Origin of the sequence: Flavobacterium nitratireducens (assembly GCF_029625335.1) — a bacterium.
GTDB classification, from domain to species: Bacteria; Bacteroidota; Bacteroidia; order Flavobacteriales; family Flavobacteriaceae; genus Flavobacterium; species Flavobacterium nitratireducens.
Genome location: NZ_CP121111.1, coordinates 296720 through 318236, shown reverse-complemented (window position 1 = coordinate 318236; position 21517 = coordinate 296720). Strand labels below are relative to the sequence as shown.

Here is a 21517-nt window from a genome sequence, read left to right as displayed (position 1 = left end):
ATCCAAATTTGTTTTAGTACTTTTGCACTTCCTAAATTTTTGAACTATGTCAACAGCAAAAAAAGACTATAAAAAAATTACAACCAAGTCCTTAATCGATATGAAAGCGCAGGGAGAAAAAATCTCCATGCTCACAGCTTACGATTATACTATGGCTAAAATTGTGGATTCAGCTGGAATCGATGTGATCCTTGTAGGAGACTCGGCTTCTAATGTAATGGCAGGGCATGAAACGACACTTCCTATTACCTTAGACCAAATGATTTATCATGCTTCATCTGTTGTGAGAGGAGCTAACAGAGCATTAGTTGTTGTTGATTTACCTTTTGGTAGTTATCAATCCGATTCAAAAGAAGCATTACGTTCTGCCATCCGAATCATGAAAGAAAGTGGTGGTCATGCTGTAAAATTAGAAGGAGGAAAAGAAATTAAAGAATCGATCAAGAAAATATTAAATGCTGGAATTCCAGTAATGGGCCACTTAGGATTAACTCCTCAGTCTATTTATAAATTTGGAACATACACGGTTAGAGCCAAAGAGGAACAAGAAGCCTTAAAATTAATCGAAGATGCTCAATTATTGGAAAAATTAGGTTGTTTCGCATTAGTTTTAGAAAAAATTCCAGCCAAACTAGCCCAACAAATTGCTGAAAGTATATCTATTCCTGTTATCGGTATTGGCGCAGGTTCAGGTGTAGACGGACAGGTTTTAGTTATTCACGACATGTTAGGTATGAACAATGAATTCAGTCCAAGATTCCTTAGACGTTACATGAATTTATACGAAGGAATGACACAAGCTGTTAGTCAGTATGTTGAAGATGTTAAATCTAAGGATTTCCCTAACGAAAAAGAACAATATTAGTTTCTATAAATTTAACCTAACTATTTTCTTTATTTTAACTTTTAAATAGTTGCTCGAAATAACTTTCGGTTTTATACTTAATTAGAAAATTGTATAAAAAAGTTATTTCGAGCCTTCTATTTTTAGACTGATAACAACTTTAAAACCACTATTTTTGTAATTAAATTAAGTTATTAATGAAAGTAATTTCAAATAAAAATAATCTTCAGGTTTTACACGAAGACAATCATATTATTGTAGTTAACAAACGTGTAGGCGATATTGTTCAAGGTGATAAAACGGGCGACAAACCCCTAAGTGAAGTTGTTAAAGAATATATCAAAGAAAAATACAATAAACCCGGAGAGGTCTTTTTAGGTGTTGTTCATCGCTTAGATAGACCTACAACTGGAATCGTCGTTTTTGCTAGAACTTCTAAGGCACTAACAAGACTAAATGATTTATTTAAAAATAGAGAAACACAAAAAACCTATTGGGCTATTGTAAAAAACAAACCTTCGCAACAATCAGCTAAACTAGTTCATTACCTTAAACGAAACGAAAAAAACAATACCTCTAAAGCGCACTTAAAAGAAGTTCCAGATAGTAAACTAGCTAGCTTAGATTACCAAATCATTAAAGAACTAAACAATTATACCGCTCTAGAAATCAACCTTCACACCGGTAGACATCATCAAATTAGAGCTCAACTAGCTGCTATAGGCTCACCCATAAAAGGAGATCTAAAATATGGTTTTGACAGAAGTAATCCTGACGGAGGTATTCATTTACATGCCCGAAAATTAATTTTTGTTCACCCTGTGTCAAAAGAAACAATTACCATAGTAGCTCCAACACCTGAAGATGTGATTTGGAACGCTGTTTAGAGAATAAAACACACATTGAACCACCAAAACGAATTAGCCAAAAATATTCAACATTATCTTATGAAAACGAATAAAGAAAGAATTCAAGAAATAAAAAACAATGGATATAACATTTCTTTTGAAAATGTATTTAATATAGCTTTTGAAAATTATAAAAAGATCGCTCTTTATGCAGGTTTATTGGTATTAGTTTCCTCTGTGTTTTTGTGTATTATTGCTTTCTTCATAATAGCATTCACCTTTGGAATAGACAATTTCATGAAAGTAATACAACCTGAAAATCTGGATCCTAAAAATTTTTCTGATGAATTTTTAATGATTTACATCGGAAGTCTGACCTTATTTAGTTGTTTCGTAAGTCCCTTTTCAGCAGGATTAATTAAAATGGCTCATTGCGCTGATATTGACGAAGAATTTCATGTAAGTACAGCATTCGAATATTATCAATTCAAATATTTTAAGGAACTTTTTCTAGCCACTTTAACTATTTCGCTTTTAAATTTTGGAATTTCATCCGTATTAGATGCGTCAGGAATTCCTGCCCTTGGATTCATGGGATCTTTAACAATCTCTTTGCTCAGTATACTGACTGTTCCTTTTATTATTTTTAGTGATTGCAAAGCGTTTGAAGCTCTAAATAACAGTTTTGCTTTAATTTCGAAAAAACCATTACTTTTCTTACTGCTTATGGCTGTAACTTATATTTTTGTTGTGACTGGTTTTTTTGTATTCTTTGTTGGTCTATTTTTTACTTTGCCCTTTTTATACTCGATGTATTATGCTATTTATAAAACAGTTGTAGATTTTAAATAATCCCTTTCAAATTAAATTTAGTATTTTATAATTAAACGCTTGGACGTGCTAACTTAGCCATCACATAAAGTTAAGAAATAATCTTAATTTTAACCTATGAAACAAGTCCGCAAAATTTATGACAAAGCTTTTAAAGAAAAAGCCGTTCAATTGAGTTATGAGAGAACAAATGTATCAGAACTCGCCAGAGAGTTGGGAATCACAGCACCACAGTTGTATAAATGGCGTAAAGAGTTCGAGGAATTTGGAGAAGGAAGTTTTCCTGGGAAAGGAAATTTAAAACTCACTCCCGAGCAAGAAAAAATTCACGAACTAGAGAAAAGACTCAAAGATGCCGAGTTAGAACGTGATATATTAAAAAAAGCAATCGGCATTTTTTCCAAGAGCGGTCGATGATTTATAGTTCCATAAAAAGCAATGAACAACTATTCCCGATCGAAAAAATGTGCAAAGTTCTAAAAGTGAGCAGCGGAAGTTATTACCGATGGAAAAAACAAGCAGTCACAGCAAGACAACAACTAAAAATTGCCATAAAAGAACAGATAACATTGATTTATTTTGGAGCCAAACAAAGATATGGAAGTCCTAGAATAACATTGGAACTGCAGTATTTAGGTTATAAAGTTTCACGAATTACAGTTGCAAAATATATGAAAGAACTTGGCTTACGAAGCAAATTAAGCAAGAAGTTCAAAGTTACAACCAACTCAAATCATAATTATTTAGTTGTCGAAAATGTATTAAACAGAGAGTTTATTGTAAAAATGCCTTCAAAAGTTTGGGTTTCGGATATTACATATATCCAAACTAAAGAGGGTTTTGTATACCTGACCACTATTATGGATTTATACGACAGAAAAATTATCGGTTGGAGTTTGAGTGACGGAATGAGTACAGAAGAAACTACGCTTGGAGCTTGGAAAATGGCGGTTAAAAACCGAGATATTGATCAAGGTTTGATTTTTCATTCTGACAGAGGTGTTCAATATGCCAGTAAAAAGTTTGTAAATGTTCTTGATTCCTATAAAAAAATAACCCGCAATATGAGTCGTAAAGGAAATTGCTGGGATAATGCTGTGGCGGAAAGCTTCTTCAAATCTTTGAAAACGGAATTAATTTATGGGAACAAACTGATTTCTAAAGAACAGATGAAACTGGAAATCTTTGAATATATTGAAATTTGGTACAACAGAAAAAGGAGACATTCCACTTTGAATTATGCAACTATTGAAGAATTTAACAATCAAATTAATTACAAAAATGTAGCTTAACTTAATGTGCCGTTTTTGTTTGCATATCCAGTACTTCTGAACAACGAAAATATTGGTTTTTAAAAGGATATAAAACAGGAGATATTAAACAAGGAAATACTTTTAAAGAACTCGACCTCTACTAAAAAAATTCTTTAAAAGATAGTTAAAATTAAAATTATTGAGCTTAGTTACACAACTAATCTTTTTTTAGATAAAATAAATTCTTCTTTAATTAAGGTATCTAGCATAAATTAAGGTATCTAGTATAAAATACATTTGACATATAGGCAAGTATGAAGTTTTGAATAAAACAATTTTAAATAGTATCAATAATTTAAAAAAGGATAAACCATAACCCACAAAAAAAGCTTAGCTGGAAAACCAACTAAGCTTTTTCTATTTGGTAATAATCTGGTTAAGACTATTCTTTGGTAGTTCTTTACAAATATTCTCCGTGTTGAGAGATATCTAATCCTAATTCTTCTTTATCTTCACTAACTCTCAATGGAGTGATTTTGTTTACAATAAAGAATAATGCATAAGAAGCAGCAAAAGCAAATACAGATACAATTACTAAAGCAGTTAATTGGTTGATAAATAATGTAGATTCACCAAAGATAAGTCCTTGATCAACAACAGCCCCATTTACTTCTTTAGAAGCAAAAACTCCAGTTAATAACATACCAACCATACCACCTACTCCGTGACAAGCAAATACATCTAATGCATCATCAATTTTTCCTTTAGGGAATTTACTAACCATAAAGTTACTTATGATACTACTTAATAATCCAATGAAGATTGCGTGTGGTAAACTTACGAATCCAGCAGCTGGAGTAATAGCAACTAGTCCAACAACAGTTCCAATACAAGCTCCCATTGCAGAAACTTTATGACCTAAAATTTTATCCATAAATACCCAAGCCATACCTGCAGCAGCAGCAGCAACAGTAGTTGTTCCTAAAGCTTGAACAGCTAATCCATTAGAACCTAAAGCAGATCCCGCGTTGAAACCAAACCACCCAAACCATAATAATCCTGTACCTAATAATACATAAGTAATACGAGCAGGATTTACTTTTTGTACTTTTCTTTTTCCTAAGAAAATAGCACCAGCAAGAGCAGCCCATCCAGCACTCATGTGTACTACTGTTCCTCCAGCGAAATCTAATACTCCCATTTTGAAGAACAATCCATCAGGATGCCAAGTCATATGACATAATGGAGCATAAATTACTAGGATAAACAATACCATAAACAACATATAAGCCCAAAAACGAATTCTTTCAGCAAAAGCTCCTGTTATTAAAGCCGGAGTAATGATAGCAAATTTAGCTTGAAATAAAGCAAATAACATAAAAGGAATAGTACCAGCTAAACTCCATGCTGTATTAGTACCTACACCTTGAAAGAATGGATACGTAGTTGGATCTCCAATGATTCCACCCATAGAAGTACCAAAAGACAAACTAAAACCTACTACAATCCATAAAACAGTTACAATAATCATTGCCATAAAACTTTGCAACATTGTACTAATCACATTTTTTTTACCAACCATACCTCCATAAAAGAATCCTAATCCTGGAGTCATTATTAATACTAATGCTGTTGCTACAATCATCCAGGCAGTATCACCTGTATCAAATTTAACAGCTTCTGATGGAACTGGTTTCCAGTTAAGATAAAACTTGAAAATAGTGTCACGACTAACATCGCAATCATAATAACACTTAAACTTACTTTTCTCATTATTTTTGGTTTTAAAATTTTCTCAAAAATATAAAACTATGAATACCCCCCATAAAAATACCCCCTATTTCTTTTAACTTTTATCATTTAAACAGTTTACCCCCCTAAATTTTGATAGATAAAACTATAAAACAGACAAAAAATTACGATTTGTTAAATTCAAAAAAACCAAATTAACATTTTATTTGATTTTCTTTGCTTAAAAAGAAAGAATTTAAATACAAAAATAACAATACTACAACCAAAACAGAGTAATGCTGTGTTTTTTATTGAAAAAACAATAATTTTAAAGACAATATATGTTAAAAACACAATAAAAACAAACAAAACAAAAAGACATAAAATCTCTTACTAAAAAAAATACATTCTAACTTTCTAGTTTATAAAAAATACTTATTTTTAAAATTCATTAATACAATTATGTAAAAAAACACCTAAAAGAAATAATTAATGCAAAAAAATAAAACGATTAAATGGGGAATCATTGGACTAGGAAATATTGCTCATAAATTTGCAAATGAATTACAATTAGTAAATGGAGCTGAATTAGTTGCATTTGCCTCAAGAAGTAAGGAAAATGCAGAAACTTTCGCCAATATGTATCATTGCGCAAAAGCCTACGACTCTTATGAAGCAATAATGAAAGATGATACTGTCGACATTTTATACATAGCAACTCCTCATAATTCACATGCCGAACTTAGCCTTCTAGCCCTAGAAAATAATAAACATGTACTTTGTGAAAAACCAATTGCACTAAATTATCCTGATGCCGAAAAAATGATAGCCGCTTCAAAAAAACACAACAAGTTTTTCATGGAAGCTTTCTGGACAAGATTCAACCCTTCTTTCAAAGCTACTTTTGAAAATGTAAAAAAAGGAGAAATTGGTCAAATCCATTATATCAATGCCGATTTTGCTTTTTCAGCAAAAGGAAAAAACAGAAACAGATTATTTGATTTAAAATTGGGTGGTGGTTCTCTAATGGATATAGGGGTATACCCTCTGTTTCTAGCATATACACTTTTAGGTATTCCAGAAAAAATTCATGCACAATCTATTTTTCACCCTTCAGGAGTAGATGCTCAAACAGCTATGATATTACAATATTCAGATGCACAAGCTATTCTATACTCTGGAATTTGCCACACTTCTAATATGAAGGCAACCATAAGCGGTTCTGAAGGTAGAATCAATATCGATACTATTTGGCATATGGCTGAATCTTATACCGTAGTTAAAAACAATACCGAAACAAAATACTCCTTACCTACTAACGGCATGGGATATACCTACGAAATCGAGGAATGCCATCAATGCATCCAAAACAATATGATAGAAAGTCAATTATGGTCGCATCAAAACAGTTTAGACCTCATTAAAATAGTCGATGAAGTAAAAAAACAAATTGGGTTAGATTTTCCAGTATAATTCTAATTTAAATTAAACCTAATTCCATTAAAACATTAATAGTATGCTAGTAAAAGTTTTCGGTAGTGCCGTTTTTGGAGTGGAAGCTACTACTATAACAGTCGAAGTAAATATAGATAAAGGCGTAGGCTATCATTTAGTAGGACTGCCAGACAATGCGATTAAAGAAAGTAGCTATCGAATTGCGGCTGCATTAAAAAACAATGGCTATATGCTGCCTGGTAAAAAAATAACCATCAACATGGCGCCTGCTGATTTACGAAAAGAAGGTTCAGCATACGATTTGACACTTACCTTAGGGATATTGGTTGCATCGGGACAAATTAAAGGAGATGAAATTGACCAGTATATTATTATGGGAGAATTGTCTCTTGATGGAAGTCTCCAACCTATAAAAGGGGCATTACCCATTGCAATCAAAGCTAAAGAAGAAGGTTTTAAAGGCTTTTTTCTACCCAAACACAATGTGAAAGAAGCCGCAATTGTCAAAGGACTTGATGTGTATGGAGTAGAAAATGTACAGGAAGTTATTGATTTTTTTGAGGGAAAAGGCAATTTAGAACCAACAAGAATCGACACTCGAGCCGAATTCTACAAAGATTTAGATTTTCCTGAATTTGATTTTTCCGATGTTAAAGGACAAGAAAGCATTAAAAGATGTATGGAAATCGCTGCTGCGGGCGGACACAATATTATCTTAATTGGCCCTCCAGGAGCAGGAAAAACCATGTTAGCCAAACGCTTACCTAGCATCCTCCCTCCTATGACTTTACACGAAGCTTTAGAAACTACCAAAATTCATAGTGTGGCTGGAAAATTAAAAGAAGTGGGATTAATGAATCAACGACCTTTTAGAAGTCCGCATCATACCATTTCAAATGTAGCATTAGTTGGCGGCGGTAGTTACCCACAACCGGGAGAAATCTCTATGGCACATAATGGTGTTCTATTTTTAGACGAATTACCCGAGTTCAAGCGCGATGTTTTGGAAGTGATGCGCCAACCATTGGAAGACCGAGAAGTAACCATTTCCAGAGCCAAATTTACAGTTACCTATCCTTCATCGTTTATGTTAGTGGCGAGCATGAACCCTAGTCCGAGTGGTTTTTTTAATGATCCTAATGCTGCCCAAACGGCTTCGCCATACGAAATGCAACGGTATTTGAGTAAAATCTCTGGTCCACTATTAGACCGAATAGATATTCATATCGAAGTAACACCTGTTCCTTTTGAAAAATTATCGGATAATCAAAAAGCAGAAAGCAGTATGACCATTCGTGAAAGAGTAACTGCTGCCCGCGAAATTCAATCGGCGCGATTTGAGAACATCGATAAAATTCATTACAATGCGCAAATGAACACCAAACACATTCGCGAATTTTGCGAATTAGATGACGCTTCTAAAAACTTATTAAAAAATGCGATGGAAAGACTTAATCTTTCTGCAAGAGCTTACGATCGAATATTAAAAGTTGCCCGCACCATCGCCGACTTAGAGGCTTCTACCGAAGTAGGCTCTTCACACATTGCCGAAGCGATTCAGTATCGAAGTCTGGACAGAGAGGGCTGGCTGGGGTAAATGTTATGAGTTATGAGTTATGAGTTTAATTTAATTCTCAAAATACTTTTTGTTGTATCATTAACCCTGAATCTTTCATCCTGACGAATTCCAACCACCCAAACGATTTGGTTTCCAGACCAAAGTACCCAAGTGTTTTCTTTTTCAATCAGGGATAATTTTTCATCCTTAAAAAGTTTACTTAACTTTTTTGTTTTTCCGTTCATTCCAAAGGGTTGAAAACTATCACCTTCTTCCCATTTTTTTAACACCAAAGGATAAACCAATAGGTCTTCGTCCACAAAAATAGTCGAGTGAAAAGAATTTTCTATTTCCGTTACTTTAGAAAAAGAAAGTAACAAAGGTGTTTCTATAATTCTTGTATTTTTTTCAATAAAAAACACTTCAGCTTCTTCCTCCTGAATCGGACTTAAAATTAAAGTCTTTCTATCTTTCAACAAACGAAAATCAGCCGAAAAAACTTGTTTACCAGATTGGGCTTCTACTAAATCATAAACATCCTCCCAAGCAGTAAAACCAAATTCGTTTAACCATTGGTACAAATAGGATTTATAATTGGGTAATCGTAATAATTGTTCTAAATTGAATACAATAATATCATCTTCTTCTTTCGCTACTTGTTGATAGACCATTACAGCCGCATCTTCAACTAATTCTTGAGATTCTTGAAGATATGTTTGCGTTTTTTGAAAGCTCTCCAGAAATTTAGGATTTAATTCTTTCAATAAAGGAACGAGATGATGCCTGATTTTATTTCGTAAATATTTATCAGAAGCATTGCTGCTATCTTCACGCCATTGAATATGATTTTGCTTAGCATATTCCTGAATTTCTTCACTGGAAAAAACCAATAAAGGACGGATAATTTTATCGTTTTGAGCAGGAATTCCAACTAACCCTTCTAAACCAGTTCCCCGACTCAGATTAATCAAAAAGGTTTCAATGTTATCATCAGCATGATGGGCTGTTACAATATAATCATATCCTTCTGTTTCTAATAATTCATAAAACCAATTGTAGCGCAATTCACGAGCTGCAATTTGAGTAGAAAGCTTGTAGTCATTCGCGAAAGCTTCAGTGTCAAATTGGGTCAAAAACAACGGAATCTGATTAGTATTGGCATACTCCTGAACAAAATTTTGATCACCAAAACTTTCCAAACCTCTCAACTGAAAATTACAGTGGCACAGCGCAATATCAAACCTCAATTGACGTAACAAATGAACCATTACCATACTATCAATTCCCCCGCTTGTAGCTAAAAGCAATCTGCATTTATTCAAAAAAGGAAAATTTTGATTGATATGTTCTTTGAGCTTATCGAGCATGGATTTGGAATATAATTTATTTTAAAACTTCAAACATCGCTTTTGCCTTGAGCAAACATTCCTGATATTCATTTTCAGGAACCGAAAGCGACGTAATAGCACTTCCTACCGAAAAAGACAAATAGTGATTTTGTTGATTGTATAGAATACTTCGAATAACTACATTAAAATCAAAATCGCCCTCAGGAGTAAAATAACCCACAGCTCCACTATACAAACCTCTTTTGGTTTCTTCCAATTCTTCAATGATTTTCATCACAGAAATCTTTGGTGCTCCCGTCATACTTCCCATTGGAAAAGTAAATCTTAAAGCATCAACTGCAGTATGTTGAGGGTCTAATTTTGAAGTAATAGTTGAAATCATTTGATGTACCTGTAAGAATGAATAAATACCACATAATTCCGTTACTTGAACAGAACCTTTTTGTGCTGTTTGTGATAAATCATTACGAACTAAATCGGTTATCATGATATTTTCGGCACGTTCTTTCGCATTATTTGCCAATTCGTTTTTGGATTTTTCATCTTCTTCTGGATCTGAAAACCGTTTTGCAGTTCCTTTGATAGGTTGTGAAATAATGGTATCTCCTTCTTTTTTCAAATAACGCTCTGGAGAGGCTGATAATAAATATTGTTTGTGATTTTTGAAAAACACGGCAAAAGGCGGCTTCGAAATTTCATTTAACTTTAAATATACTTCCATTGGTTCGATTTGGGCATTTTCTGCATAGAATTCCATGCAAAAATTAGCTTCATACAAATCCCCTCTATGAATATAATCCAACATTTTACTAGCTTTTTCTAGATACGATTTAGCCGAAATACGCTGTTGGATATTAACTTTTGAAGACTTTGTTTCAAAATCACTTCCCATTGACAAAATCTCTTTCCAGTCATCTTCCAGTTCATCATCACAAAAATGCAAATAGCGAATTTCAAGTTGGCTCCCTTTTGCTAAAAACAATTTCTTAGGCTGATAAAAAAACAAATCCGGAAAACCCAAACCGTCAAAATTGTTGGATTGCAATTCTTCAGTATCGTTTTTCAAATCATAAGACAAATACCCAAAAAGCCAGTCTTTACTGAATTGTTGGTATTGCTTTAAATCTTCAAAGGCATTAAAATAATCTGTTTTAATAGAAGTAAAAGCATCAACAGCCAATATCCAATCGTAATTTGAATACTCTTGTTGGTAATTATTGCTATCCATAAAAGTCACTTCTCTAAATTGTTGTGACCACAATAACAACTTTCTTTTGAAATCGTCTTGATCCGTTATGTCTTGTTTAAAAGATGTTCTCAAAGTAAAATTTTAAAAGGTAAAATTACAATAAAAAAAAGAGTTGGCTTGTAAGATTTTTCACTAAACAACGTTTTAGTTAAATAAATTATAAAAAAGATTTTTCGTGTTAAAAATCAATACATTTAATATCGAATTTTTTAAAGAATTTAGAGCTACAAAAAACAAAACACCAACCTCAAAAACAGAATTCTCTATGAACAGAATCGCTAAAACCAGCCTTATTGTCCTAACAATTTCAACAATTATTTTTAGTTGTAAAAAAGCAGAAGTAAATGAAAATAGTGAAGTACAACTGAGTAATACCGAAACAATATCTTCTTCAGCTGCAGTAGCCAAAGAGGATAGTACACATAAATTTATTCGCACCGCTGATCTAAAATTCAAAGTAAAAAACGTACCCCAAAGCACCTATTACATTGAAAACGTTATTAGTAAGTTTGATGGATTTGTAAGTTTCACAAATCTCCAAAGCAATATTATTGAACAAATTAAACTAAAATTAGTCAAGACAGTACATTAGAAACTACTCGTTATTCTGTAGAAAACAACATCACAATACGCGTACCAAACAAACGATTAGACACTGTACTAAAAAGTATTGCTAAACAAATTGATTTTCTGGATTATAGAGTAATTAAAGCAGATGATGTTTCATTAAAAATGCTCGCCAATCAACTTTCGCAAAAAAGAAGTGCTACTAAAGAAAAAAGAGTTGAATAAGCGATTGATACAAAAGGTAAAAAAATCAACGACATCATGGATGCCGAAAATAATTTGGCAAACCAAAAAGAACAAAAAGATGCCGCTACACTTGAAAATTTATCCCTTCAAGACCAAATCAATTTTAGCACCTTAACAATCCAAATTTACCAAAGCGAAACTTTTAAACAAGAATTAATTGCTAACACTAAAGATTACAATGATTACAAACCTAATCTTGGTTTCCGTATAATTGATTCTCTTAAAACAGGATGGAATGTTTTGCTCGATATTATTGTTTTCCTTTTACAAATTTGGTGGTTTTTCATTATTGGAATAGCTGCTTGGTTTTTATTTAAGAAATATAATTCTAAAGAATAATTTCAATAAAAAACACAAAAGGAAAAAAGAAACAACTAAAGAAAACATTCACATTTACATCTAAACAACTGTGTATTAATTATTATATTAACAAATATTCTTGCAATAATTGTTTAAAATTGAAAATTCAGTTTATTTTTTTTGTAAATTTACGATACACAGAAAACAAAATACAATAAGCCCCAAACTTTGATTGTAATAACAATTCGTTTTTCTGATGGAATACGGTTACCAAGGGAGAGTTTTTACCAACATGAAAGAGACAAACCGCACAGATTTTTTTTGACTTGCTAACCCATAAACCCTATATATCATGAAAATCGCAACCCTTATTGTTCGTACGCTCATGGGAGCCATGTTTCTTTGTACTTCTATTAGTTACTTTGTCCTTTCCAATCCAGAACCAGCTACTACAGGTGATTTCAAAGCTTTTCAAGTTGGATTAATTGCCTCAACTTATTTAATGCCATTAGCAAAATCAGTTGAATTTTTGTGTGGATTATCATTCTTGACAGGAAAATTTACTACTCTTGCTAACATTGTAATTTTTCCTGTTATCATCAATATTTTATTAATTAATTATTTTCTAAGACCTACAGATTTACCTATAGCAATTGCAGTCTTTGCAGGCAATATATTTCTTATTTACAGCCACTGGCACAATTACGAAGGTTTATTCAAAATGAATGGTTAAAAATTAATCAAAAAAAAGTCCCGAATAAAAACTCGGGACTTTTTTATATCTAAAAACAGCGTTTATTAAACGTGAATCGCTCTGTTATCAGTTGCTGCTAATGCCGCTTCTTTTACTGCTTCCGCAAATGTTGGATGCGCATGAGACATTCTTGAAATATCTTCAGCAGAAGCTTTGTATTCCATTGCTACAACAGCCTCCGCAATTAAATCAGCTGTTCTTGCTCCAATCATGTGAACACCTAAAACTTCATCCGTTTTAGCATCCGCTAAGATTTTCACAAAACCATCTAAATCAGCACTTGCTCTTGCACGACCTAAAGCTTTGAATGGGAAACTTCCTGATTTGTATGCTACACCTTCTGCTTTTAATTGCTCTTCTGTTTTTCCAACAGCGGCAACTTCTGGCCAAGTATAAACAACACCTGGAATTAAATTATAATCGATATGTGGTTTTTGTCCCGCTAAGATCTCAGCAACCATAGTTCCTTCTTCTTCTGCTTTGTGCGCTAACATCGCGCCACGAACTACATCACCAATTGCATAAATATTTGAAGCGGTAGTTTGCAAATGATCGTTTACTTCAATTTGACCTCTTTCAGTGATTTTAACACCTGCAGCTTCAGCATTCAATCCGTCAGTATAAGGACGACGACCCACTGATACTAATGAATAATCTCCTTCAAGCGTAATAACCTCACCTTTTGCATTCTCTGCTTTCACTGTTACAACATCCCCTGCTCTTTCAACAGATTGTACTTTGTGAGAAGTATAGAATTTCATTCCTTGTTTTTTCAAGACTTTAGTCAATTCTTTAGACAAAGCACCATCCATTCCTGGAATGATTCTGTCCATGAATTCCACTACCGATACTTGAGCTCCCAAACGTAAATACACCTGTCCTAACTCGATACCAATAACTCCTCCACCGATAATTACAAGGTGTTTAGGCACTTCTGTCAAACTTAAAGCTTCTGTAGAAGTAATAATTCTTTCTTTATCAATTTTGATAAAAGGCAATGAAGATGGTTTAGAACCAGTAGCAATGATAGTATGTTTTGCTTCAATAGTTTCAGATGTTCCATCAGCTTTAGCAATAGCAACATGAGTGGCATCTACAAAGGAACCTAAACCATTAAAAACAGTAATTTTATTTTTATCCATCAAGTAGTTAATTCCACCAGAAGTTTGATCTACGACTGCTTTTTTACGAGCAATCATTTTCTCTAAATTCACTTTTACCTCTCCTGCAACTTCAATACCGTGCTCTGCAAAGTGAGCAATTTCAGCATAGTGATGAGAAGAAGACAATAAAGCTTTAGAAGGAATACATCCTACATTTAAACAAGTTCCTCCAAGAGTGGAATATTTTTCGATAATAGCTGTTTTAAAACCTAGTTGCGCACAACGAATCGCTGATACATATCCTCCAGGTCCCGAACCTATAACGACTACGTCAAATGAATTCATAGTATATTTTTTTTGTATGTTTTTATATATTGAGCGACAAAATTAAGGAATTCTTACTGGTTTAAACTTTAAAGTTTAGGATATTTTGTTATAAATCAACAAAAATAAACATTGCACTAAAAAAGCATACCCACTGAATCCGATTGCTTTATCTTCAAACAAAGCCATAAATAAAAGTTGAATTTTAACAATAATATAACAGATTCCAGCTAATAGTTAGGATAATTAAAAGATTAAACTCCGAGTCAATTTGTTATTTTTGTTTCCTTAATTTAAAAAATCAAGCTTGATGAAAAAACACATTCTAGGGTTTTTATTAGTGGGTAGTTTTGCAATGGCTCAAAATTTAACCATTGAAGAAACAGTAACAGGTCCTCGAAAATACGCCCCAATCACTCAAGTAGCCCAACAATGGCGAAAAGACAGCAAATCCATTAGCTTTTTAAGTAATGATTATGCAACTTTATTAGAAAAAAGCGCTCAAAACGGCTGGAAAGCCACCACTTTGGCTACCAAATCTGAATTTGAAGCAGCGCTTAAAGACAAAATACCAACAGATGTTTTTAGTTTAAGAATGTTTCCTTACGAAATTAAATGGAAGAACACTACTTCATTTGATACTGAGGTAACAGGGAAAAACAACAATTACAAAGTAACTTTTGACGTAAATAGCAAAAAAATAACTACTGTAGTAATCCTTCCAAATGATGCTGGACAACTAAAAATAGCCTCAAACGACAATGTAGCTTGGACAAAAGAAAACAACATTCGCATTACAACTCCTAGCGGAAAAGTACTTGAAGTAACTAATGACACTAACAAAGGAATTGTAAATGGTTCCGATTACGTGCACCGTCAGGAATTTGGAATCGATAACGGAATATGGTGGAACGCTGATGGAAGTCAATTGGCTTTTTATCGAAAAGACGAAACAATGGTTGGTGATTACCCAATTATCAACTGGAACGAACGCGAAGCAGTAAACAATAACATCAAATATCCAATGGCGGGTATGACCAGCGAAAATGTTACCGTTGTAGTCTATGATGTAGCCTCACAAAAAAGCATTACTATCCAAACTGGCGAACCTAAAGAACAATATTTAACGATGGTTACTTGGGAACCTACTGGTAAATTTATTTATATTGGAGTATTAAACAGAGAGCAAAATCATCTAAAATTAAACAAATATGATGCGAAAACTGGTGCTTTTGTCAAAACTTTATTCGAAGAAAAAGCAGCAACTTGGGTAGAACCACAACACGCCTTGACATTTGTTCCAAACAATCCATCACAATTTATTTACCAAACCGATAACCTAGGTTTCAACCAAATGTATTTATACAATACCGATGGAAAACTTTTAAAAAATCTTGGTTACAAAGATGTTATTGTAAAACAAGTTCTTGGATTTGATGCTACAGCCAGCAAAATCAATTATCTTGGAGTGACAAATTCAGGTTTAGAACAGCAATTGTTCCAAGTAGATTTAAAATCAGGAAAAACAACACAATTAACCACTATTTCTGGAGTGCATGCTGCTTCTGTTTCTTCAGATGGAAGTCTGATTTTAGACCAATACAGCAACACCACTACGCCAAATGAAATTTCGATTCTGGATGCTAAAAATCCTTCGAAAGCGACCGTTTTAATAAAGGCTGACAATCCTTTTTCAGGAAAAATCAATTTACCAAAAATCGAAATGGTCGATTTAGTATCAGCTGACGGAAAAACACCGTTACACGGACGAATTATTTATCCGGCTAATTTTGATGCCACTAAAAAATATCCCGTAATGGTGTATCTATACGGTGGTTCGCATGCACAATTAGTTAGCAACAAATGGTTAACTGGCGCTGGTTATTTTGATTTGTACATGGCGCAACAGGGATATATTGTTTTCACCATGGATAATCGTGGAAGTGATAATCGTGGAAAAAAATTCTGTGATGTGAATCATAGACAATTGGGTGTGAACGAAATGGCCGACCAAATGAAAGGAATTGAATTCTTAAAATCCAAATCATTTGTGGATGCTGATAAAATTGGAATCTTTGGTTGGAGTTTTGGTGGTTTCATGACTACTTCGTTAATGACCAACCAAGCCGATACATTCAAAGTAGGTGTTGCCGGTGGACCAGTAATTGATTGGAAATATTACGAAATTATGTATGGTGAAAGATACATGGATACCCCACAAGAAAACCCAGAAGGTTATGCTAAAACTTCTTTATTAGACAAAGCCAAAAATCTAAAAGGAAGATTATTAATCATCCACGGTGCTCAGGATCCTGTGGTAGTACAACAACATAGTATGAACTTTGTTGAAGCCTGTATCAAAGCAGGAAAACAAGTAGATTACTTCTTATACCCTAACCACGAACACAATGTAGGTGGTTATGACAGAATTCATATGTATGCTAAAATTGCTGATTATTTTAATGTGCATTTAAAGAAATAATATTTAGATAAAATTGAAAATCCCGTCTCGTTTAGATTTAACAAGACGGGATTTTTTATGATTATAACAGAAACTCAAAAATCAGCGATAATTAATTTCTTCATGCCCATCATTCTTTTGAAAGCCCTAGGCTTTTTGTTTAGTTCTTCCCAATTCTCAGGACATACCTGCCAGCTTAAGCCGTATTTATCTTTCAGCCAGCCACACACACTTTCCTGACCTCCATTGGCCGTGAGTGCATCCCAGTAATAATCAATTTCAGCCTGATCTTTACAAGGAATCATAAACGAAACTGACTCATTGAACTGAAACATCGGCCCCGCATTGATCCCGATAAATCGCATACCTAAAATCTCAAACTCTACTGTAAGCACCTTGCCAGCAAAATCTTTCTGAAAATCTGCCAGACCTTCCGCTTCCGTTTTTGGGTAATAAGTAGTTTTTATAATTTTTCCATCTTTGAAAATGGACACATAGTATTCAGCGGCTTCTTTGGCAGTGCCATCAAACCATAAATTGGGAATTATTTTGCTCATGGGATTATTATTTTATTAGTAAACAGTAGACTTCTATACATTTAGCCTCTATTAAAATTAATAAAAAAAAACACAACTTTGTTGGTTGTGGTTTTTGATGTTTTTGAACTAGCTTAATCGACCGTTGAACATATCCGAGCGGACTGGTTTTCTATAAATTATCCTTTAGGATTATTGACATTTTGTCAAGTGTTGAATTACTAATTGCATCTGAAAAATGTCGATGTATGAATATATTCTCATATTTATTTAATTCGCTAATACTCATTTTGCTTTTATTCATTTGAACAATTTTTTTAAACAATCCAGTTTTACTATTTAAGTATTTTAGATCATCTATAAGTCCCCAAGCAATAAAAATTATTTTTTCAATATCATTTAAAAATGAATCCAATTCAATCAAATGATTTCTATTAGCATCTGATGTCAGATATTCTAAAAAAAGCTTATTGTTTGATTTTGCATTCCCTGTTGTTGGAAAGCCAATTAATTCAACAAATGATATCTTGTTAGAAAAACTACTTTCGATATTTAATTTTGAAAAGATTTTATGATATCTCTTTCCATCTCCTTTATAATTTGGAAGCAAAAACGGATGATGGATTTTATATTTATTCCAAAAACTTACTCCGTCAGTCAAATACTCTGAAATATACCTGAATAATCTCATAGTTTCGATATCTGAAGCCCAATTGGGATCTCTACCAACAAAAAGAATTTTAGCATCATTAGGATTTGCTCCCTGATAATTCTTTTTCAAATAAAGTTTATTCAACTCTTCTGATTGATGTTTTTGAAATATAGATTTTGCCATTTTTAAAAAAATTTAAAACTAATAAACATAATCATTTGCAATAGTATGAAAATCTCGACTATACTTACAACTAATTTAAACTTATTTCTTACATAACAAAAAAGCTACACTCCTTTCGAAGCATAGCTTTTGTATTTCATAAAAAAAGGTTCTCGATACTTTTTGTTCCATTTCATTTCACAAAAAACTCGAACTGACGTTTGGAAACCTATTTCAGGCAGCTTTTTAAAATACTTACCGGATGTTGTGCTTCGCGGCTGGTACCATCATAAATCTGGTGGCGGCAAGAAGTTCCTGCTGCTGCAATGGCAACATCGGCTTCGGTAGCTCTGATTTTAGGGAATAAGGTGTCCTCACCCATTTTCATACTAATGTCGTAATGCTCGACTTCGTAACCAAAAGACCCCGCCATTCCGCAACAACCAGAGTTGTAAATGGTAACGGTGTTGTTTTTAGGCACATTCAGCATCGTAAAAGTAGCTTCAACAGCACTTAATGATTTTTGGTGGCAGTGTCCGTGAATTTTAATTTGTTTTTCAGCTGTCGAAAATTGTCCTGCATGAATACGTCCCGCCAGAATTTCTTTCTTGAAAAACTCTTCAATCGTAAAGACGTTTTTGGCTAATTTTTGTGCGGCATCTTTATCTTCCGCCAAACGCAAATATTCATCTCTAAAAGTCAATATCGCCGAAGGTTCCAACCCTACAAGCGGACAATCTTCGGTAATGATTGGGGCAAAAGTAGCCACGTTTTTTACTGCCAGCATTTTGGCTTCTTCCAGGAATCCTTTTGACAAATAAGCTCTTCCACTTTCTTCATGGTCTACAATTATGACTTCATAGCCCAATTGCGTCAATAGTTCAAAAGCATCAATCCCTACATTGACATCATAATAATTGGTAAATTCATCACAAAACAACACCACTTTTTTTGCCATTGTTAATGCTTTTGTTTTTTCCGTTTTTCTCCAGCCATTTTCTGAAAGTCATTTTGGCCAAATGTGGCACTTCGCGTTCCGGAGCAATTCCCATCGCTTTTTTTACCAAAGAAAGATTCGTAACAATATTAGTCAAGGACGGAAAAAGACTTCCCATCTTATTCATTTTGGCATTATTAGCAAATAATTTGTTACGCAATGAAAAACCATTTGCTTTTTGGTATTGGTATAAAAATTCGGCTTTTAAAGTCGCCACATCTACATTCGAAGGACATTCGCTGGCACAAGCCTTACAACTCACACACAATTCAAAAACTTCGTATAATTCCTTATGATCGAATTTATTTTCCTTGTCCGAATGCGTCAAATATTCGCGTAAAGCGTTGGCACGCGCACGAGTAGTATCTTTTTCATCGCGGGTAGCACGGTAACTTGGACACAAAGTTCCTCCCGCCGAAGGCATTTTTCTACAATCGCCGGAACCGTTGCATTTTTCGGCAGCACGTAAAATCCCTAAACTATCGGAGAAATCCTGAATGGTTTTGATATCCGGTTCTACCCTGCCTGCTTCAAAACGGAAGTTTTCATCCATTTTCAAGGCATTGACAATTTTCCCCATATTCAGCACCGAATTCGGGTCGAATGCCAATTTAACTCTTTTTAATAATTCATAGTTCTTTTCACCAATCATAAAAGGCAAAAACTCCCCTCTCACAATTCCGTCGCCGTGCTCACCACTTAGCGAACCACGGTATTTTTTGACCAAAATAGCCACTTCGGTAGCGATATTTCTAAATTGGTAAACGCCTTCTTTGGTTTTTAAATTCAACACCGGACGCAGGTGCAATTCGCCCGCACCCGCATGCGCATAATAAATCGCCGATTGTCCGTGGCGTTCCATCATTGCAGAGAAATCGGCAATATAATTGGGTAAATCACTCAATTCTACAGCAGTATCTTCAATCGAATCGGCTGCTTTGTCATCACCTACAATACTTCCTAAAAGTCCCAATCCTGCCTTACGCAATTCGTTTACTTTTTCAATATCGGCTCCGTATAACTTTGGCGAAGCATAACCAAAATTATTCGCTTCTAAATCTCGGATTAAAGCATCTGCCTGCTTTTCGGCCTCTTCCATACTGATGTAAGAACCCACCTCAAACATCATAATTGCTTTGGGTTCACCCTGTATAAAAAAGCGGTTTTTACTCTGTTCCTTATTGTGTTTGGTACAATCCAAAATGGTATCATCAATCATTTCGCAGGTGTACAAATGGTGTTTCATCGCCACCACTACTGCTTCTAAACTCTCCTGAATATTATCAAAATGCGTCACCACCATGATATTATTCGATGGCGGTAAATCGTCAACTTTTAAGGTGACTTCGGTAGTAATAGCAAGCGTTCCCTCGCTTCCGCAAAGGAGTTTCCCCACATTGATGGTTGGCTCTGTTCCGCCAAACAAATCCGATTTCAGCAACACATCTACGGCATAACCGGTATTGCGACGGTGAATTTCAGGTTTTGGAAATTCGTTTTTAATCTCTTGCTGATTCGCCTCATTAGATAATTCTTCGTACAATTTTCTATAAATAGCACTTTCTAAGGAATCACCTTTGGTTTTTTCGATAAATTCAGCCGAAGTTATAGTATTGAAAACCGCCTTAGAACCATCAGCTAAAACGGCTTTGATTTCGACAATTTTGTCACGGGTTACCCCATAGCGTATGGAAGTCGTACCCGAAGAATTGTTCCCCACCATTCCCCCAATCATACAACGATTAGATGTTGACGTATTCGGTCCAAAAAAAACGCCATGAGGTTTTAGGTATAAATTCAATTCGTCGCGAATAACCCCTGGTTGTACCGTAACGGTTTTATTTTCAGCATCAAAACCAAGGATATTGGTAAAATATTTCGAAACATCCACCACAATTCCGTTCCCTACAGTTTGTCCCGCTAAGGAAGTTCCTGCGGTTCTGGGAATCAGGGTAGTTTTGTTAGCAACCGCAAATTGCACCAATCGAACGATGTCCTCCACCGATTTAGGCAAGGCGACTGCTTGAGGAATGATACGATAAGCCGAAGCATCCGTAGCATATAAGGTTTTATGTAAATTATCGTAAAAAAGATCTCCTTCTAAAGAACCAGCCAATTGCTCTAAAGCGTGTGAATTAGACATAATCGAATTATCTTTTGTGTATTTTGAATACGGTTTTATAAAATGAATTGACAAATATAAAATTTCCGTATTTAAAACTGTCTTCCACTCCCGTCGAAAGTTTTATTTATCAAGAAAAAAATAGTTGTTTTATTTTGGCAAAGAAATTGAAGTT

General features: G+C 34.1%; 17 protein-coding genes and 1 pseudogene. 10 read left to right on the top strand and 8 right to left on the bottom strand.

Features of this window, described 5'->3' with window-relative positions; genetic code table 11:
- Positions 1 to 46: 46 nt before the first annotated feature.
- The 4 genes from panB to P5P90_RS01505 all read left to right on the top strand — a co-directional run bounded on the left by panB (position 47) and on the right by P5P90_RS01505 (position 3815).
- A complete protein-coding gene (gene panB / locus P5P90_RS01520; RefSeq protein ID WP_278035491.1) occupies positions 47 to 865 on the top strand; it encodes a 3-methyl-2-oxobutanoate hydroxymethyltransferase in 819 nt (272 codons plus the stop codon).
- A 176-nt stretch (positions 866 to 1041) separates the two neighbouring features.
- Positions 1042 to 1731: an RluA family pseudouridine synthase gene (locus P5P90_RS01515; RefSeq protein WP_278035490.1), complete on the top strand. Its 690-nt coding sequence runs from the start codon at positions 1042 to 1044 to the stop codon at positions 1729 to 1731.
- A gap of 60 nt (positions 1732 to 1791) precedes the next feature.
- Positions 1792 to 2544, top strand: a complete 753-nt coding sequence (locus P5P90_RS01510; protein WP_278035489.1) for a hypothetical protein — start codon at positions 1792 to 1794, stop codon at positions 2542 to 2544.
- 96 nt (positions 2545 to 2640) lie between these two features.
- A protein-coding gene (locus P5P90_RS01505; protein ID WP_278035488.1) for an IS3 family transposase occupies positions 2641 to 3815 on the top strand; the annotation gives its coding sequence in 2 pieces (ribosomal slippage) (positions 2641 to 2908 and positions 2908 to 3815; 1176 coding nt in all).
- A gap of 421 nt (positions 3816 to 4236) precedes the next feature.
- Here P5P90_RS01505 and P5P90_RS01500 read toward each other — a convergent pair.
- Positions 4237 to 5549: pseudogene (locus P5P90_RS01500) on the bottom strand (ammonium transporter).
- Positions 5550 to 5999: 450 nt separating this feature from the next.
- On the opposite strand from P5P90_RS01500, the gene P5P90_RS01495 reads away from it, so the two are divergent.
- Positions 6000 to 6980, top strand: coding sequence for a Gfo/Idh/MocA family protein (locus tag P5P90_RS01495; RefSeq protein WP_278035487.1), 981 nt, complete (start codon positions 6000 to 6002; stop codon positions 6978 to 6980).
- Positions 6981 to 7023: 43 nt separating this feature from the next.
- Positions 7024 to 8559 carry a YifB family Mg chelatase-like AAA ATPase gene (locus P5P90_RS01490; protein WP_278035486.1) on the top strand — a complete coding sequence of 512 codons (1536 nt, stop codon included), beginning with the start codon at positions 7024 to 7026 and terminating at the stop codon, positions 8557 to 8559.
- 17 nt (positions 8560 to 8576) lie between these two features.
- Here the strand turns inward: P5P90_RS01490 and tilS are convergent, their stop codons facing one another.
- Positions 8577 to 9887 (bottom strand): tRNA lysidine(34) synthetase TilS, encoded by a 1311-nt coding sequence (gene tilS / locus P5P90_RS01485; protein ID WP_278035485.1) that lies wholly within the window; start codon positions 9885 to 9887, stop codon positions 8577 to 8579.
- A gap of 16 nt (positions 9888 to 9903) precedes the next feature.
- The gene (locus tag P5P90_RS01480; protein WP_278035484.1) at positions 9904 to 11190 is read right to left on the bottom strand and encodes an anthranilate synthase component I family protein; all 1287 of its coding nucleotides are present in this window, start codon (positions 11188 to 11190) and stop codon (positions 9904 to 9906) included.
- Positions 11191 to 11293: 103 nt separating this feature from the next.
- Between P5P90_RS01480 and P5P90_RS01475 the strand changes: the two genes are divergently transcribed.
- From P5P90_RS01475 to P5P90_RS01465, 3 genes are all read left to right on the top strand, one after another.
- The gene (locus P5P90_RS01475; RefSeq protein WP_278035483.1) at positions 11294 to 11710 is read left to right on the top strand and encodes a hypothetical protein; all 417 of its coding nucleotides are present in this window, start codon (positions 11294 to 11296) and stop codon (positions 11708 to 11710) included.
- Positions 11711 to 11946: 236 nt separating this feature from the next.
- Positions 11947 to 12270, top strand: coding sequence for a DUF4349 domain-containing protein (locus tag P5P90_RS01470; RefSeq protein WP_278035482.1), 324 nt, complete (start codon positions 11947 to 11949; stop codon positions 12268 to 12270).
- Between the two features lie 313 nt (positions 12271 to 12583).
- Positions 12584 to 12964: a DoxX family membrane protein gene (locus P5P90_RS01465; RefSeq protein WP_278035481.1), complete on the top strand. Its 381-nt coding sequence runs from the start codon at positions 12584 to 12586 to the stop codon at positions 12962 to 12964.
- Between the two features lie 65 nt (positions 12965 to 13029).
- On the opposite strand, the gene lpdA is transcribed toward P5P90_RS01465, so the two are convergent.
- A complete protein-coding gene (lpdA, locus tag P5P90_RS01460; RefSeq protein ID WP_278035480.1) occupies positions 13030 to 14433 on the bottom strand; it encodes a dihydrolipoyl dehydrogenase in 1404 nt (467 codons plus the stop codon).
- Positions 14434 to 14722: 289 nt separating this feature from the next.
- On the opposite strand from lpdA, the gene P5P90_RS01455 reads away from it, so the two are divergent.
- On the top strand, positions 14723 to 16894 hold the full coding sequence (locus tag P5P90_RS01455; protein WP_278035479.1) for a S9 family peptidase: 2172 nt from the start codon (positions 14723 to 14725) through the stop codon (positions 16892 to 16894).
- A 74-nt stretch (positions 16895 to 16968) separates the two neighbouring features.
- Here P5P90_RS01455 and P5P90_RS01450 read toward each other — a convergent pair whose 3' ends face one another.
- The 4 genes from P5P90_RS01450 to P5P90_RS01435 all read right to left on the bottom strand — a co-directional run bounded on the left by P5P90_RS01450 (position 16969) and on the right by P5P90_RS01435 (position 21363).
- Entirely contained in the window at positions 16969 to 17430 is a 462-nt protein-coding gene (locus P5P90_RS01450; RefSeq protein ID WP_278035478.1) for a VOC family protein, read from the bottom strand.
- A gap of 151 nt (positions 17431 to 17581) precedes the next feature.
- A complete protein-coding gene (locus tag P5P90_RS01445) occupies positions 17582 to 18244 on the bottom strand; it encodes a hypothetical protein (RefSeq protein WP_278035477.1) in 663 nt (220 codons plus the stop codon).
- 208 nt (positions 18245 to 18452) lie between these two features.
- Positions 18453 to 19181, bottom strand: a complete 729-nt coding sequence (locus P5P90_RS01440; RefSeq protein ID WP_278035476.1) for a (Fe-S)-binding protein — start codon at positions 19179 to 19181, stop codon at positions 18453 to 18455.
- Positions 19153 to 21363 carry an FAD-binding and (Fe-S)-binding domain-containing protein gene (locus P5P90_RS01435; protein ID WP_278035475.1) on the bottom strand — a complete coding sequence of 737 codons (2211 nt, stop codon included), beginning with the start codon at positions 21361 to 21363 and terminating at the stop codon, positions 19153 to 19155. Before P5P90_RS01435 ends, P5P90_RS01440 begins: the two co-directional genes overlap by 29 nt.
- Positions 21364 to 21517 lie beyond the last annotated feature (154 nt).

Coding starts and splice junctions, on each gene's coding strand:
- panB (WP_278035491.1), top strand. CDS start 47: ATGTCAACAGCAAAAAAAGACTATAAAAAAATTACAACCAAGTCCTTA.
- P5P90_RS01515 (WP_278035490.1), top strand. CDS start 1,042: ATGAAAGTAATTTCAAATAAAAATAATCTTCAGGTTTTACACGAAGAC.
- P5P90_RS01510 (WP_278035489.1), top strand. CDS start 1,792: ATGAAAACGAATAAAGAAAGAATTCAAGAAATAAAAAACAATGGATAT.
- P5P90_RS01495 (WP_278035487.1), top strand. CDS start 6,000: ATGCAAAAAAATAAAACGATTAAATGGGGAATCATTGGACTAGGAAAT.
- P5P90_RS01490 (WP_278035486.1), top strand. CDS start 7,024: ATGCTAGTAAAAGTTTTCGGTAGTGCCGTTTTTGGAGTGGAAGCTACT.
- tilS (WP_278035485.1), bottom strand. CDS start 9,887: ATGCTCGATAAGCTCAAAGAACATATCAATCAAAATTTTCCTTTTTTG.
- P5P90_RS01470 (WP_278035482.1), top strand. CDS start 11,947: ATGGATGCCGAAAATAATTTGGCAAACCAAAAAGAACAAAAAGATGCC.
- P5P90_RS01465 (WP_278035481.1), top strand. CDS start 12,584: ATGAAAATCGCAACCCTTATTGTTCGTACGCTCATGGGAGCCATGTTT.
- lpdA (WP_278035480.1), bottom strand. CDS start 14,433: ATGAATTCATTTGACGTAGTCGTTATAGGTTCGGGACCTGGAGGATAT.
- P5P90_RS01455 (WP_278035479.1), top strand. CDS start 14,723: ATGAAAAAACACATTCTAGGGTTTTTATTAGTGGGTAGTTTTGCAATG.
- P5P90_RS01450 (WP_278035478.1), bottom strand. CDS start 17,430: ATGAGCAAAATAATTCCCAATTTATGGTTTGATGGCACTGCCAAAGAA.
- P5P90_RS01445 (WP_278035477.1), bottom strand. CDS start 18,244: ATGGCAAAATCTATATTTCAAAAACATCAATCAGAAGAGTTGAATAAA.
- P5P90_RS01440 (WP_278035476.1), bottom strand. CDS start 19,181: ATGGCAAAAAAAGTGGTGTTGTTTTGTGATGAATTTACCAATTATTAT.
- P5P90_RS01435 (WP_278035475.1), bottom strand. CDS start 21,363: ATGTCTAATTCACACGCTTTAGAGCAATTGGCTGGTTCTTTAGAAGGA.